This is a genomic window from Rhizobacter sp. AJA081-3, from assembly GCF_017795745.1.
Lineage (GTDB): Bacteria > Pseudomonadota > Gammaproteobacteria > Burkholderiales > Burkholderiaceae_C > Piscinibacter.
In genome coordinates, this window is record NZ_CP059067.1 from 4,400,951 (window position 1) to 4,416,051 (window position 15,101).

General features: G+C 68.9%; 14 protein-coding genes. 5 read left to right on the forward strand and 9 right to left on the reverse strand.

Annotated features, from left to right (window positions below; genetic code table 11):
• Position 1: 1 nt before the first annotated feature.
• The gene (rocD, locus tag HZ992_RS20865) at positions 2-1,279 is read right to left on the reverse strand and encodes an ornithine--oxo-acid transaminase (protein ID WP_209383719.1); all 1,278 of its coding nucleotides are present in this window, start codon (positions 1,277-1,279) and stop codon (positions 2-4) included.
• Positions 1,280-1,404: 125 nt separating this feature from the next.
• Between rocD and HZ992_RS20870 the strand changes: the two genes are divergently transcribed.
• The 3 genes from HZ992_RS20870 (at position 1,405) to pobA (ending at position 3,979) form a co-directional block, all read left to right on the forward strand.
• Positions 1,405-1,878 carry an Lrp/AsnC family transcriptional regulator gene (locus HZ992_RS20870; RefSeq protein WP_209383720.1) on the forward strand — a complete coding sequence of 158 codons (474 nt, stop codon included), beginning with the start codon at positions 1,405-1,407 and terminating at the stop codon, positions 1,876-1,878.
• 101 nt (positions 1,879-1,979) lie between these two features.
• On the forward strand, positions 1,980-2,777 hold the full coding sequence (locus HZ992_RS20875; protein ID WP_209383721.1) for an IclR family transcriptional regulator domain-containing protein: 798 nt from the start codon (positions 1,980-1,982) through the stop codon (positions 2,775-2,777).
• A 29-nt stretch (positions 2,778-2,806) separates the two neighbouring features.
• On the forward strand, positions 2,807-3,979 hold the full coding sequence (gene pobA, locus HZ992_RS20880) for a 4-hydroxybenzoate 3-monooxygenase (protein ID WP_209383722.1): 1,173 nt from the start codon (positions 2,807-2,809) through the stop codon (positions 3,977-3,979).
• Between the two features lie 8 nt (positions 3,980-3,987).
• Here pobA and HZ992_RS20885 read toward each other — a convergent pair whose 3' ends face one another.
• The 8 genes from HZ992_RS20885 to HZ992_RS20920 form a co-directional block, all read right to left on the reverse strand.
• Positions 3,988-6,306, reverse strand: a complete 2,319-nt coding sequence (locus HZ992_RS20885) for a hypothetical protein (RefSeq protein WP_209383723.1) — start codon at positions 6,304-6,306, stop codon at positions 3,988-3,990.
• A 110-nt stretch (positions 6,307-6,416) separates the two neighbouring features.
• The gene (locus HZ992_RS20890) at positions 6,417-7,124 is read right to left on the reverse strand and encodes an ABC transporter ATP-binding protein (RefSeq protein WP_209383724.1); all 708 of its coding nucleotides are present in this window, start codon (positions 7,122-7,124) and stop codon (positions 6,417-6,419) included.
• Positions 7,117-7,872, reverse strand: a complete 756-nt coding sequence (locus HZ992_RS20895) for an ABC transporter ATP-binding protein (protein WP_209383725.1) — start codon at positions 7,870-7,872, stop codon at positions 7,117-7,119. The genes HZ992_RS20890 and HZ992_RS20895 overlap by 8 nt, the downstream gene beginning before the upstream one ends.
• Complete coding sequence (locus HZ992_RS20900; protein WP_209383726.1) at positions 7,869-8,825, reverse strand: branched-chain amino acid ABC transporter permease; 957 nt, start codon at positions 8,823-8,825, stop codon at positions 7,869-7,871. Before HZ992_RS20900 ends, HZ992_RS20895 begins: the two co-directional genes overlap by 4 nt.
• The gene (locus HZ992_RS20905) at positions 8,822-9,682 is read right to left on the reverse strand and encodes a branched-chain amino acid ABC transporter permease (protein WP_209383727.1); all 861 of its coding nucleotides are present in this window, start codon (positions 9,680-9,682) and stop codon (positions 8,822-8,824) included. Before HZ992_RS20905 ends, HZ992_RS20900 begins: the two co-directional genes overlap by 4 nt.
• Before the next feature lie 34 nt (positions 9,683-9,716).
• Positions 9,717-10,901: an ABC transporter substrate-binding protein gene (locus HZ992_RS20910; RefSeq protein ID WP_209383728.1), complete on the reverse strand. Its 1,185-nt coding sequence runs from the start codon at positions 10,899-10,901 to the stop codon at positions 9,717-9,719.
• A gap of 212 nt (positions 10,902-11,113) precedes the next feature.
• Positions 11,114-12,079: a PDR/VanB family oxidoreductase gene (locus HZ992_RS20915; RefSeq protein ID WP_209383729.1), complete on the reverse strand. Its 966-nt coding sequence runs from the start codon at positions 12,077-12,079 to the stop codon at positions 11,114-11,116.
• Positions 12,076-13,110: an aromatic ring-hydroxylating dioxygenase subunit alpha gene (locus HZ992_RS20920; RefSeq protein WP_209383730.1), complete on the reverse strand. Its 1,035-nt coding sequence runs from the start codon at positions 13,108-13,110 to the stop codon at positions 12,076-12,078. Before HZ992_RS20920 ends, HZ992_RS20915 begins: the two co-directional genes overlap by 4 nt.
• Before the next feature lie 83 nt (positions 13,111-13,193).
• Here HZ992_RS20920 and HZ992_RS20925 point away from each other — a divergent pair, with 83 nt between their 5' ends.
• Both HZ992_RS20925 and HZ992_RS20930 read left to right on the forward strand, forming a co-directional pair.
• Complete coding sequence (locus HZ992_RS20925; protein WP_209383731.1) at positions 13,194-13,910, forward strand: GntR family transcriptional regulator; 717 nt, start codon at positions 13,194-13,196, stop codon at positions 13,908-13,910.
• Between the two features lie 31 nt (positions 13,911-13,941).
• Positions 13,942-15,060: a 5-methyltetrahydropteroyltriglutamate--homocysteine S-methyltransferase gene (locus HZ992_RS20930; RefSeq protein WP_209383732.1), complete on the forward strand. Its 1,119-nt coding sequence runs from the start codon at positions 13,942-13,944 to the stop codon at positions 15,058-15,060.
• Positions 15,061-15,101: the final 41 nt, after the last annotated feature.

Sequence of the window (15,101 nt, forward strand, 5' to 3'; positions counted from 1 at the left end):
GTCAGTGCAGTGCCGGCTCCGGTGTGATCGTGCGCTGGCTCAGCCGCTCAAGCACGCGCCCGAGCGCCGCCACCGCCTGATCCACCTGCGCCCGCTCGATCACCAGGGGCGGCGCCAGGCGCACCACCGTGTGGTGGGTGTCCTTGGTCAGCACGCCCTCGGCCATCAGTGCCTCGCACACCGCGCGGGCGCTGGCGAAGGCCGGATCGATCTGCACGCCGACCAGCAGCCCCTTGCCGCGGATGTCGGTGATGGCCGGGTGGCGCAAGGCGCGCAGGCTGGCCACCAGGTGTGCGCCTTCGCGCTGTGCCCGCTCGGCGAGATGTTCATTCTCCAAGGTCTGCAACGCGGCCAGCCCGACCGCTGCGGCCAGCGGGTTGCCACCGAAGGTGCTGCCATGGTCTCCGGGTGTGAACTGGGCCATCACGTCGGCTCGGGCCAGGAACGCGCTCACCGGCAGCAAACCGCCGCCCAGCGCCTTGCCGAGCGTCAGGCCATCGGGCTTCACGCCTTCGTGGTCGCAGGCGAGCATGGCGCCGGTGCGGCCCAGGCCGGTCTGCACCTCGTCGCAGATCATCAGCACGTTGTGGCGCGTGCAGATCTCGCGCACGGCGCGCAGGTAACCCGCCGGCGGCACCACGATGCCGGCCTCGCCCTGGATGGGCTCGACGATGAAGGCGGCAGTCTCAGGCGTGATCGCCGCTTCCAGCGCGGCGGCATCGCCGAAGGGCACGCTGGCGAAGCCGGGCGCGAAAGGTCCGAAGCCGTCGCGGTATTGCGCTTCGCTGGAGAAGCCGACGATGGTGGTGGTGCGCCCGGCGAAGTTGCCCTCCGCCACCAGGATGCGCGCTCGCCCCTCGGGCACACTCTTGACCTTGTAGGCCCACTTGCGCGCCGCCTTGATCGCCGTCTCGACCGCCTCGGCGCCCGAATTCATCGGCAGCGCGCGGTCCATGCCGGTGGCGCGTGTCAGCGCCTCCAGGAAGGCGCCCAGCCGGTCGGTGTGGAAGGCGCGCGAGGTGATCGCCAAGCGCTGCGCCTGCTCGGTGAGCGCCTTCACCAGCACCGGGTGGCCGTGGCCGAAGCTCACCGCGGAGTAGGCCGACATCATGTCGAGATATCGGCGGCCCTCGGTGTCGAACAGCCAGACGCCCTCGCCGCGCGAGATCACCACCGGCAGCGGGTGGTAGTTGTGCGCGCCATGGCGGGCTTCGAGCTCGATCGGGTCGGCCGTGGCGGTGCGCGAACGGAGCGCGGCGGCGCGGGCAGTGGTGCTCATGGCGGTTTCCTGCAATGGATCCTGAATCTCGCCACTCTAGGCGCCACTGAGCGAAATGTGCTTTCCAAGAGTTGCATCGATCCGCCGATCGGCGCATGCTTCTTGCACAGTAGGACGACTCCGACATGGAAGCCACCCCTCTCGACGCCATCGACCGCAAGATTCTCGAGGCCTTGCAGGCCGACGGCCGCGCCACCAACGTCGAGCTCTCCGCGCGCGTGCACCTCTCGGCGCCGCAGTGTTTTCGCCGCGTGCGCGCGCTGGAGGAGCGCGGCGTCATTCGCAGCTACGCCGCGCAGGTGCAGCCCGGGGCGATCGGCCTGGGCGTGATGGCCTATGTCAGCCTGAACATCGCCGGCGAGCAGTTCGGGCGCGTGCGCGAGATCGAGGCGAGCATCCGCACCTTTCCGCAGATTCTCGAATGCCACACGGTCTCTGGCGACAGTGACTACTTGCTCAAGGTGGTGGCTCGCGACCTGAAGAGCCTGTCGCAGTTCCTCACCGACCGGCTGATGCAGGTGCCTGGCGTCGACGATGTACGGTCGATGATCTGCCTGGAGGAGATCAAGGCGCCCGCGCCGCTGCCGGTTGAACCCTGAGCCAGTGTAGGCAAATTGCGCGAATACCGCGCAGAAGTTTGCTTTCTGAACATCTGCGGGCCGTTTGCCGCTAGATTGACTTGGCTCACGAGACAGACCGCATGTTCGCCCCCGTTTCCCCCGCCGACCCGACCGACAGCGCCATGCCACAGCGCCGCGACCTGATCGCCGGCCTGGAGAAGGGCCTGGCGGTGATCTGCGCCTTCGACCAGGATCGCCCGCTGCTCAGCGTCACCGAGGTCGCCGAGCGCTGCCAGCTGACCCGCGCTGCCGCGCGCCGCTACCTGATCACGCTGGAGCACCTGGGCTTCGTGCGCAGCGAGCGCGGGCGCTGGTCGCTCAGCGCGAAGGTGTTGCGGCTGGCGCAGAGCTACATGCACTCCGGCCGGCTGCCGCGCCTCGTGCAGCCCGAGTTGCACCGGCTCGTCGCGGCGCTGAAAGAGGCCTCGTCGGCCGGTGTGCTCGACGGCGACGACGTCATCTGCATCGCTGCGCTCACCGCCGGCCATCTGGTGTCGAGCACGCTGCAGCCGGGCACGCGCGTACCGGCCTTCTGCACCGCCAATGGCCGCGTGCTGCTGGCCGCGCTGCCGCAGGCGCAAAGCGACGCCTGGCTGGGCGGCCGCGCCTTCGGCGCGCTGACGCCGCACACCCTCACCGACCCCGAGCGGCTGCGCGCCGAGCTCGCACGAGTGCGCAGCCAGGGTTACGCGCTGGTCGACCAGGAACTGGAGATCGGCCTGCGCACGATCTCCGTGCCGCTGCTCAGCGCCGACGGCGCGGTGCTCGCCGCCATCAACGTCAGCGCGCACGCCGCGCGCCGCTCGGCTGAACAGCTCATCGACGAATGCCTGCCCGCGCTGCGCCAGACCCAGGCCACGCTCCGCCGGCTGCTCTGATTCCGAAGATCATCACCAGGAGACACCCCATGAAAGTCCAGGTCGCCATCATCGGCGCCGGCCCCTCGGGCCTGCTGCTCGGCGCCTTGCTGCACAAGGCCGGCATCGACGCCGTGATCCTCGAGGCGAAGACCCCCGAGTACGTGCTCGGCCGCATCCGCGCCGGCGTGCTCGAGCAGGTCTGCGTCGACCTGCTCGACGAAGTCGGCGTCGGCGAGCGCATGCACCGCGAGGGCCTGGTGCACGGCGGCTTCGAGCTGTGTTTCGGCGGGGCCCGGCACCGCATCGACATGAAGACGCTCACCGGCGGCAAGCAGGTGATGGTCTACGGCCAGACCGAGGTCACGCGAGACCTGATGGACGCGCGCCGCGCCGCCGGCCTGACGACGATCTACGAGGCCGCCGACGTGAGCCTGCACGACTTCGACGGCCCGAAGCCGCGCGTGCGCTACCGCAAGGACGGCGCGACGCACGAGATCGAGTGCGACTTCATTGCAGGCTGCGACGGCTTTCACGGCGTGAGCCGCGCGAGCGTGCCGGCCGGTGCGATCCGCAACTTCGAGCGTGTCTATCCGTTCGGCTGGCTGGGCGTGCTGTCGGACACGCCGCCGGTCGCGCACGAGCTGATCTACTCGAACCACGAGCGCGGCTTCGCGCTGTGCAGCATGCGCTCGATGACGCGCAGCCGGCACTATGTGCAGTGCTCGCTGGACGACAAGGTCGAGCAGTGGAGCGACGAAGCCTTCTGGGACGAGCTGCGCCGCCGACTCGACCCGGCCGCCGCCGAAGCGCTGGTCACCGGGCCGTCGATCGAGAAGAGCATCGCACCGCTGCGCAGTTTCGTCGCCGAGCCGATGCGCTTCGGCCGCCTGTTCCTCGCCGGCGACGCCGCGCACATCGTGCCGCCCACCGGCGCCAAGGGCCTGAACCTCGCCGCCACCGACGTGAGCTACCTGGGCGCGGCGATCACCGAGTACTACAAGGACCGATCCAGCGCCGGCATCGACACCTATTCGCAGCGCTGCCTGCGCCGCATCTGGCGTGCCGAGCGCTTCTCGTGGTGGTTCACCAACCTGATGCACAAGTTCCCGGAGACCGGCGAGTTCGGCCAGAAGATGCAGGCCGCCGAGCTCGACTACCTTGTCAACTCGGTGGCCGCCTCGACCACCATGGCCGAGAACTACGTCGGCCTGCCGCTCTAGCCGGCGGCTCAGGTCCCGCCGAAGTCGTTGCGCGGCGCGAAGTCGGGCACCACCTGAGGCCAGCTCAGCCGCGTGCGCATCACGCGCTGCGGCGGCGCGGGAAGGATGTCGCTGTTCACCGGCAGCATGTCGAACGAGCCGGCGAGCAGGTTCCACTGGTCGTCGAAGCGCATCTCCAGCAGCCCGCCGCTCGCCCCGGGGCCGAAGGCCGACAGGCTCACCGGCAGCGCCCCGTTTTCCTCCGTGCGCCTCAGCAGGTCGCCGTTGACGTCGAACTGCTCAGTCACCTTCTGCTGGTTGTAGGTGGCACCCCCGGCACCGCCCAGCGCGACCTGCACCTGCGTCACCTCCCGTGAGTCCCAAAGGACAGTGCCGCTGAAGTTGACGAGGAAGGCGCCTATCTGATTGACCATGCCGCTGCTGCCGCTCCAGGTGATCGTGGTGCGCGTGCGGGTGCTGGCGTCGTAGCGGCTGATGGTGCCGCTGGCGGTGAAGTCGGCGCGGCTGTGCACCGAAGCTGTCAGGAAACCTTGCGGAATGCCGTTGCGTGCGTAGGCGTCGGGCTCCAGGCGCCAGCCATGCACATCCGCACGCAGGCGCACGGTGATCGTCGTCGTGAGCGTGAGCTCGTCGATGGTCAGCACCGCCTGGATCGGGATCTCCCAGTGCGTGACCGGAACGACGTTGCTGCAGCGCCCGCCGTTGACCACTTGCACGTAGCCCCCACGCTCCAGTTCGTTCGGGCGCAGCGGGCCTTGCAGCAGCCCGCCTTCCCAGGTCGGGGTGGTCAGGGGCTGGGCTCCGGCCAGCAGCGGGTCGGCGGCACGCGCGAGCAGCGGCTCCGGAAATCGGCCTGAATCACTGCTGGCGGCCAGCAGCTGCGGCCCCATCGTCACCGTCTCGGGCTGTGACGGCTGCCGACTCACCGGCGCACCGGCCGCAGCGTGCCCGAACTGCCCGACGAGTTCGATCTCGAGCGTGTTTTCCTTGATCAACACGTAGTCGATCGTCGGCAGCAGCGTGTTCACGAAGAGGGCCGGCTCGCGCTCCTGGAGGTAGTCGATCGACGCATTGCCTTCACCGGCCAGGCCTCGCGACATCAGGTGGGAGAGCGTCTCGCCCATGCCGTATGCGCGCAGCCGCGGCTCGGCCTTCTGGGGCACGTTTCGCCCGTCGAGCTTGTTGGTGGCCAGATTCAGCTGGATCAGGTCGTCGGCGAAGGCCAGCATGCGCTGCCAGGGCACGGCGCTGCGCCAGACGAGGATGTGGCGCAGGTGCGCCGAGGTCAGCACCTGCACCCAGTCGGACATGTCCGGCGCACCGGTCAGGTTGAAGATGCCGACGCTCTCGACTGGGAAGTTCCAGAAGTTCAGCCTCGCCCAGTCCGGGCCGATGGCCAGCCCTGAGATGGCTTCCCAGGCGCCATTCACGCCGCGCAGCCGCACGGCGTGGGCCACGATCCCGGCCTTCAGGTCGGTTTCATAGCGGGCCAGGTTGGCCTCGCTGGCCAGCGTGTCGAGACAGATCAGCGTGCGCGGGCTGGCGTCCGGCCCGGCCTGCGCCGCCTGGGCGGTGAGGAAGAACACGCCGTCGCCCTGCACCGTTCGCAGGCCCTCGATGCCGTTCATCAACGACGGATCGATCGTCTCGCCGCTGACGGCACCCGGCAGCACGAAACCTCGGCCCAGCGCCATGGTGCGCAGTTGCGGCAACGTGTTGGCGTCGACCCAGTCACTGCACAGGTGCGCGGCATCCACGCCCGAGCTCAGGGGCACCTCGCCGAACGTGTCCACCTGGCGGTACTGCTGGCCCGTGAGGATGGCGGGCGTGTCGAACTCCCCAGCGGCAGCGGCCCGCTTGCGCGGGCCACCGGCACGCAGCGGCGCCGCGGGAGCGGTACCCGTGGCCGGTGCCGGCTCCAGATTGTTCGGCACGACCAGGTACTGCCCGTCGGTGAATCGCGCCCAGACGTTGCCGACGCGGGAGGAGATGCCCACGCTCTCCAGCCCGGGCAGCGCCTGCAGCGCGAGTGCGAGGGCCGCACTGTCGAACCGAGCTGCACCCGCTGCCAGCCCGGCCACCGCCGCGCGAGTCGACTCCAGCGTGGCCAGCCTCAATGCCGGGCTGACCGCGGCGCCGGGCGTCCCGCTGCCGGGTGCACCGCCTCCACCGGAACCGCCGCCACTGCCACCACCCCCAGCACTGCCGTCGCCGGCAGCCGAGTCGCCGCCCCCACCGCAGGCAGCCAACCCGCCTGTCGAGAGCAGCACCATGCCGGGTCCGGCCAGAGCCAGGAAACGCCGGCGTCTCTCGTCGATTCGATCCATCGCCCTCTCCCACCGATCAGCCGCGCAGATCACGCAGCCGCAGTCTGGTCGGACGGCCGTTATGCGGGCGTTACGGCCGCTGGCGCGGCATCAGGGGGCTCGTCGCCGGCTCAATGGCTCGCCACCGCGAGCCACTTGTCCAGCGTCGCCGGCTCGGCCAGCAAGGCCTCGCTCTCGCCGCGGTGCACCACGGCGCCGCGGTCGAGCACCACGGCCGTGTGCGTGATCGGCAGGATCAGGCGCGGGTTCTGCTCGACGATGATGGCCGACATGCCTTCGTCGCGCACGACGCGCGCGATCGAGCGCAGCAGCTCCTCGACGATGATCGGCGCCAGGCCTTCGAGCGGCTCGTCGAGCAGCAGCAGCTTGGGGTTGAGCACCAGCGCGCGCGCCACGGCGAGCATCTGCTGCTCGCCGCCGGAGAGCTCGTTGCCCATGTTCGTGCGGCGCTCAGCCAGGCGCGGGAACATCTCGTAGGCCCGCGCCACCGTCCATGGCCCGGGGCGTGCCACGGCGGTGAGGTTCTCGTCGACGGTCAGCGACTTGAAGATGTTGCGCTCCTGCGGCACCCAGCCGATGCCGGCGGCGGCGCGCTTGAACGAGGGCAGCGTGCTGATGTCTTCGCCGTCGAGCATGATGCGCCCGGCGTGGCGGCGCGTCGCGCCGACCAGCGTGTTCAGCAGCGTCGTCTTGCCGGTGCCGTTGCGGCCAAGCAGTGCGAGCGAACGGCCTTTCTCCAGCACCAGGTCGACGCCCTGCACCACCACGGCCTCGCCATAGCCCGACTTGAGGCCTTCGACCCGCAGCAGATCAGCCATGCGGCGTGCCCTCCCCGAGGTAGACCGACTTCACCCGCGGATCGTTGGCGATGCTCTTCACGTCGCCCTCGGCGAACAGCGCGCCGTTGACCAGCACCGACACCGTGCGCGCGAAGTTGAAGACCAGGTCCATGTCGTGCTCGATGAGCAGCACCGTCACCTCGGCAGGCAGCGCGTTGACGATGTCGAAGATCTCCTGCCGCTCGCCCTCAGGCACACCGGCCACCGGTTCGTCGAGCAGCAGCACGCGCGGCGCGCAGGCCAGCGCCGTGGCGATCTCGAGCTGGCGGCGTTTGCCGTAGGCCAGCAGCGCGACCTTCTGGTCCTGCACGTCGTCGAGGTGGAACTGCGCAAGCAGCTGCTCGCAGCGCGCCGCGACACGCTCGTCGCGGCCCAGCGGCTGCCAGAAGCGCGCGCTGATGCCGAGCTGGTTCGAGACCGTGAGCGCCAGCGACTGCAGCGGCGTCAGCTCGTTGAACAGCTGATTGATCTGGAAGGTGCGCACGATGCCGCGACGCACCCGCTGGTGCGAGGGCAGCTTCGTGATGTCCTCGCCCTCGAGCATCACCGTGCCCGCGCTCGGCTCCAGCACGCCGGTGAGCAGGTTGATCAGCGTGGTCTTGCCCGCGCCATTCGGGCCGATCAGCGCCTGGCGCGCACCCTTCTCGACCTTCAGCGACACGTCGTTGGTGGCCGCGAAGCCGCCGAAACGCTTCACCAGGTTGCGGGTTTCGAGGACGATGCTCATGACTTCCTGAACCACGTCCAGGGCTTGAAGAAGCGATCGCGCCCGACCATCACCAGCACGACCAGGAACAAGCCGAGCCAGAAGGTCCAGTACTGCGGCGTCCAGGCCGACAGCACGCTGTGCATCAGCTTGAAGCCGATGGCGCCGAGCACGCCGCCCCACAACCAGCCGGTGCCACCGATGATCAGCATCAGCATCACGTCGGCGCTGCGGTGGAAGTCGAGCACGTCGAGCGACGCAAAGCCGGTGGTCTGCGCCAGCAGCGCCCCGGCCGTGCCGGCCATCGCGGCAGCGAGGGTGTAGACGGCGCCCAGGCGCAGGTCGACATTCAGGCCGATCGCGGCGGCACGCAGCCGGTTGTCGCGGATCGCGCGCAGCGACCAGCCGAAGGGCGAGGCCACGATGCGCCGCGCGATCAGCAGGCAGATCACCAGCAGCACCAGCGAGTAGGCGAAGGCGGTGCGGCCGTAGAGGTCGAACTCGAAGCGGCCGAGCAGCGAACCCATGCTCACGCCTTGCAGGCCGTCGGCACCGCCGGTGAACTCGAGCTTGTTCGCCAGTTCGTAGAGGATGGCCGCCACGCCCAGCGTGATCATCAGCCGCGCCAGGTCGGAGCCGCGCATCACCAGCACGCTGGACAGCGCACCGAGCAGCGCTGCGGCGGCAGTGGCCACGACCAGGCCGACCAGCGGATCGGGCATCACGTGCTTGGCGAACAGCGCCGCCGTGTAGGCCCCGACGCCGAAGAACGCCGCGTGGCCCAGCGAGATGATGCCGGCGTAGCCGAGGATCAGGTCGAGCGAGAGCGCGAACAGCGCGAAGATGGCGATCTCGTTGCCCAGCAGCGAGTGCTCGTTGCCGGCGGCGAACCACGAGATCACGAGCGCCGCGACGAGCACCAGTTCCCAGGGCCGCCAGCGACGGTCGGCGGCGATCGACTGTGCGGCGCTCATCGCGTGGCCCCCCGGCCGAACAGGCCCTGCGGGCGCCAGAACAGGATGACCACCATCAGCAGGTAGACGACGAAGGCACCGAGCTGCGGCACGTAGTACTTGCCCATCACGTCGGCGATGCCCAGCAGCAGCGCCGCCAGCAGCGGCCCGGTGATCGTCGTGGTGCCGCCGACCGAGACGACGATCAGGAAATAGATCATGAACTTGAGCGGGAAGCTCGGGTCCAGGCCGAGCACCTCGGCGCCCAGGGCGCCGCCCAGGCCGGCCAGGCCCGAGCCGACGGCGAAGGTGATGCTGAACACTTGATTGACATTGATGCCCAGGCCGGCGGCCACGCGCGGGTCATCGACCGCGGCACGCAGCCGGCTGCCGAAGCGCGTGCGGCCGAGCACCCACTGCAGCATCAGCGTGAGCAGCAGGCACACGACGATGATGAACAGGCGGTACTTGCCGATGCCCACATCGGCGATCTCGAAGCGGCCCTGCAGCCACTGCGGCAGCTTGACGATCTGCTGCTGCGAGCCGACCAGCCAGTCGACCGCCGCAACGGTCATGAACACCAGGCCGATCGAGAACAGCACGTGGTCCAGATGCGGCCGCTTGTACATCGGCCGGTAGAGCAGCCGCTCGGCCACCGCGCCCACCAGCGCCGGCAGCAGGAAGGCCAGCGGCAGCGTGGCCAGGAAGGGCACGCCGGCGCGGTCCATCAGCAGCACGGTGACGTAGCCGCCAGCCATCGCGAAGGCGCCGTGCGCGAGGTTGACGAAGTTCATCAACCCGAGCGTCACCGCCAGCCCGACGGCGAGCACGAACAGCAGCATGCCGTAGGCGATGCCGTCGAACAGCAGAGTGAGCATGTTCAGAGGCCCTCTGGGGAGGGCTTCTTCTCGGTTACTTGGACTTCCCGGGATCTTTCATCGCCTTGATGGCGTCGAACTCGACGTTGTGCAGTTCGCCGCCGACCTTCTCGACCTTGCGCACGTACATGTCGTGCACGATGTCGCGCGTCTGCGCGTCGATCAGCACCGGGCCGCGCGGGCTCTCGAAGATCTGGCCCTTCATGCCGGCCAGCAGCGCGTCGCCGCCGACGCCTTTGCTCGCCTTCAGGCCTTCGACGATGACACGCATGCCGTCGTAGCCACCCACAGCCATGAAGTTCGGCCGCATGCCGTTGTTGGCCTTCTTGAAGGCCTCTACGAACTTCTGGTTGACCGCCGACTTGTGGTTGGCCGCGTAGTGGTGCGAGGTGACCACGCCGAGCGCCACGTCGCCCATGTCGTTGAGCTGGTCGTCGTCGGTGATGTCGCCGGTGCCGATCAGGCGGATGCCGGCCTTGTCGAGGCCGCGCTCGGCGAACTGCTTCATGAAGGCCGCGCCCTGGCCCGAGGGCAGGAACACGAACAGCGCCTGCGGGCTGGCGTCGCGCACCTTCTGCAGCACCGGCGCGAAGTCCGGTGCGCGCAGCGGCGTGCGAAGCTTGTCGACCACCTGGCCGCTGTTGAGCGTGATGCGGTCGGCGAAGTACTTCTCGGCGTCGATGCCCGGGCCGTAGTCGCTGACCAGGGAGACGACCTTCTTGATGCCGTTCTTGTTCGCCCACTCGGCGATCGCCACCGCCGCCTGCGGCAGCGTGAAGCTGGTGCGCACCACGTAGGGCGAGGCCTCGGTGATGGCCGAGGTGGCGGCGGCCATCACGACCATCGGCGTCTTGCTCTGCGTGGCGATCGGCGCGGTGGCCATCGCCGAGGGCGTGATGCCGAAGCCGGCCAGTGCGACGACCTTGTCGTTGACCACCAGCTCTTGCGCGAGTCGGCGCGTCTGGTCCGGCGTGCTGGCGTCGTCCTTGACTATCACCTCGACCTTGCGGCCACCGATCACCGGATTGTTCTGCGCCATGTAGAGCTTGACCGCGGCATCGATCTGCCGGCCGGTCGAGGCCTGCTGGCCGGTCATGGGCAGGACGAGGCCGATCTTGATCGGGCCGGTGTCGGCCGCCGAGGCCGTCTGCGCGGCCAGGCCGAGGCCCAGGGTCATCGTGGCGGCCGCCAGGGCACGCAGGGTGGTGCGCTTGTGCATGAAGCTGTCTCCAGAGAAGGGCCCGTGCAAGCTGCCGGGCCGGACGAGTCGAACCATGATCATCGCCGACCGCGGGAGAACCCTGAGGGCCCGCACGGCGCAGCCTGCCATTGTGCGGCGCGATGTTGCGGCATGGCCGATCCACGGACAACGAGGATCATCCACTAGCAGCTATCGCAAACCGGCATGCCCGCATTCGCGGGCCGGACGCGCTACAGGTCGAGCACCAATCGCGCCGAACGAGCACGCGAGCAGCAGGGCAGGAGCTGATCGCCGGCGGCCTGCTCCTCGGGCGTGAGGTAGAGGTCTCGGTGCTCGGGCTCGCCTTCGATGACGCGCGTCAGGCAGGTGCCGCACACCCCTTGTTCGCAGGACGTGGCCACCGTCACGCCGGCCTCGGCCAGCGCCTGCACGATGCTGCGATCGGCCGGCACGACGACGATGCGTCCGGAGCTGGCCAGCTGCACCTCGAAGGACGCGTCGCCCGCGACCGGCGCGACTTCGGCGGCGAAGTACTCGCAATGCAGCTGCGATTCGGGCCAGCCCTGCGCGCGCGCGGCGCCGAGCACCGCGTCCATGAAGCCCTTGGGCCCGCACACGTAGAGGTGCCGCCCGGCGGGCCGCTCCGCCAGCAGCGCGGCGATGTCCAGGCGCTGCTCCGGCGCGCCGTCGTCGTGGTGGAACTGCACGCGCGGCGCGAACGCCGAGCGCGCGATGCGCTCCACGAAGGCCGTGCGTGGCCGCGAGCGCGTGCAGTAGTGCATCTCGAAGGCCGCGCCGACGTTGCCCAGCCGCTCGGCCATGCACAGGAGCGGGGTGATGCCGATGCCGCCGGCCAGCAGCAGGTGGCTGCCGGCCTCGTGGGCGAGCGCGAAGTGGTTCTTCGGCGTGCTGATGGTCAGCGCCTCGCCTTCCTTCACCGCATCGTGCATGGCTTTCGAGCCGCCGCGCGAGGCTGGATCGCGCAGCACGGCGATCAGGTAGCGGTGCGTCTCGGTCGGGTCGTTGCACAGCGAGTACTGGCGCGTCAGGCCGCCGGGCAACTGCACGTCGACATGGGATCCCGCCGAGAACGCCGGCAGCGGCTTGCCGTCGGCGCTGACCAGCTCGAAGCTGCAGATGCCTTCGGCCTCGACCGTCTTGCGCGCGACGCGCACCGAGAGGGTCGCGCCGCTCATGCCGCTGACTTCTCTTGATCGACCAACCGATCGATGATGCGCCGCGCCTGCACTCCGCCGAGATCGGTGTTCAGTGACAGCAGCTTGCGCTCCGGCCGGGCGAGCAGGTTGCGCTGCTGAGATTCGAGCATCTCCAGGTCTTCCATGAAGACCTTGCCCTGCGACTCGCGGATCGACGCGGTGAGCGCCTTGTCCTCGGGACGGAAGTTGCGCGCCAGGCCCCAGAAGTACCAGATCGAGGTCTCGGTCTCGGGCGTAATCAGGTCGACCACGATGCCCGAGGTCTTGGCCGTGGCCGGCGCATCGAAGCCGCCCTGGCCCGCCAGCGCCACGCCCACGTCGATGAGCACGGACGACGGCGGCACGAAGCGGCAGCGCTGCCAGCGGTCCACCGTGGCCTGGTCGTCGTGGCCGTTGCCGCGCATCGCGGCCTGCCAGAAGGGCGGCGCCTTCACGCCGGGCATCTCGCGGCGGGTGATGACGACGTCGCCTTCTGCCGTCGTCTGCGCCGGCACCTCGTCGAGTTCCTGCTGGCCGATGCTGGTGGAGTGCACGTACTTCTCGTGCGTCAGGTCCATCAGGTTGTCGATCATCAGGCGGTAGTCGCACTTCACATGGAACATGCCGCCGCCGAAGGCCCAGGCCGGGTCCTCGGCCCAGGCGAGGTTCGGCAGCAGCGCCGGGTCGGCTTTGGCGGCCTCGCCCGGCCACACCCAGACGAAGCCGTAGCGCTCGATCACCGGGTAGCGGGCCACCGGAGGGAAACCGCGCACACGCTGCCCGGGCATGGCGACGGCCTTGCCCTCGCAGCCCATCTCCAGGCCGTGGTAGCCGCAGACCAGCTTGCCCTCGATCACGCGGCCCAGCGACAGCGGCGCGCCGCGGTGCGGGCACCAGTCGTCCAGACCGACTGCCTGGCCCTCGGGGCCGCGGAAGAAGACGATGCGCTCGCCGCAGACCGTGCGGCCCAGCGGCTTCTCGTCGATGTCGGCCGGGGTACAGGCCACATACCATGTGTTCTTGGGATACATCGTCGTCTCCTGATCCTGAGGCACTTGCAGATTGGATCCAATTGTGCGACAAACCGACTCCATGGCGCAACAGAAAGCCATTTATGGATCCAATTGAAGCCTCCAGCCCTGATTCGAGCAGCGTCGTCGCGACCTTGCGGCAACTCATCGTCAACGGCCGGCTGCCGGCTGGCGAACGACTGGTGGAGATCCCGGTGGCCGAGTCGCTGGGCGTCTCGCGCACGCCGGTACGGCTGGCCTTCCGCGCGCTGGAGCAGGAAGGCCTGCTGGAGAAGGCCGGCAAGCGCGGCTACGTCGTTCGCCGCTTCTCGGAGGCCGACGTGCGTTCGGCCATCGAAGTGCGCGGCACGCTGGAAGGCCTGGCGGCCCGGCATCTGGCCGAGCGCGGCATGACCGATGCGGTGCGCGAGACGCTGGCCGGCTGCATCGCCGAAGGCGCCGCCGTGCTGGCCAAGGGATTCCTCGTCGACGAGGACATCGGCCGCTGGGGCCGCCTGAACAAGCGTTTCCACGACGCGCTCGTCGACGCGCAGGACAGCCGCGTCATCGCCGACGCCATCGCGCGCAACAACCACCTGCCCTTTGCCTCGGCCGACTCGCTGGCGCTCGACCGTGCCGCCCTGCCTTCGGAATACCAGAAGCTGCGCATCGCCCAGCTGCAGCACCAGCTCGTCTTCGACGCGCTCACCCAGCGCGAGTCGGCGCGCGTCGAGATGCTGATGCGCGAACACGCCTGGGTCGGCTTCCGCTATGGGCAGCTGTTCGATCCGGCTCCAGCCACTGCGCCGTCACTGTCATGATTTCACCCACCCCGCCTCACGGAGACATACGATGACCGCCCGCACCACGCCCCCGTTCCGCGCCGACCATGTCGGCAGCTTCCTGCGACCGAAGTACCTGCTCGATGCGCGCGAGCAGTTCTTCGTGAAGAAGGAGATCACCGCCGCGCAGCTTCGCGCGGTGGAAGACAAGGCGATCACCGAGATCGTGAAGTTCCAGCAGGACGTGGGGCTGCAGTCGATCACCGACGGCGAGTTCCGCCGCACCTACTTCCACATCGACTTCCTCGAGCAGCTCGGCGGCGTGAAGACCGACATCCCGGTCACCATCCGCAAGCCCGACGGCACCGAGGAGCTGGCGCCGCCGGTGATGCGCGTGATCGGCAAGGTCGAGCACGTGAAGGACATCCAGCGCGCCGACTTCGAGTATCTGAAGAGCCAGGTCGCCGCGGGCCTGACGCCCAAGGTGACGATCCCCTCGCCCACCATGCTGCATTTCCGCGGCGGGCGCGCCGGCATCAGCAAGGAGCACTACCCGGAGCTCGACCCCTTCTTCTACGACGACGTGGCCAAGGCCTACGGCGACGAGCTGAAGAGCCTGTTCGACGCCGGCTGCCGCTACGTGCAGATGGACGACACCAACATGGCGTATCTCTGCGACGAGAAGATGCGCGAGGCGGCCCGCCAGCGCGGCGACGACCCCAACGAGCTGCCGCACCGCTACGCGAAGTTCATCAACAAGGTGGTGGCGCACAAACCGGCCGGCATGACGCTGGCCATGCACCTGTGCCGCGGCAACTTCAAGAGCACGCATGCGGCGGCCGGCAACTACGAGCCGGTGGCCGAGGCGCTGCTCGCCGAGATGAACCTCGACGCCTTCTTCCTCGAGTACGACGACGATCGCTCGGGCGACTTCCGCCCGCTGCGCTACCTGCCCAAAGGCAAGATCGTCGTGCTCGGCCTGGTGACCACCAAGTTCGGCGAGATGGAGAGCAAGGACGCGCTTAAGCGCCGCATCGAGGAGGCATCCAAGTACGCGCCTCTGGACCAGCTGTGCCTGAGCCCGCAGTGCGGCTTCTCCAGCACCGTGCACGGCAACAACATCGCGGTGGAGGCGCAGCGCGCCAAGCTGAAGCTCGTGGTGGAGACCGCGAGAGAAGTCTGGGGTTGAGCCGCGACTTGCACTTTCGCACGACCGTGCTAAAGTGGCCG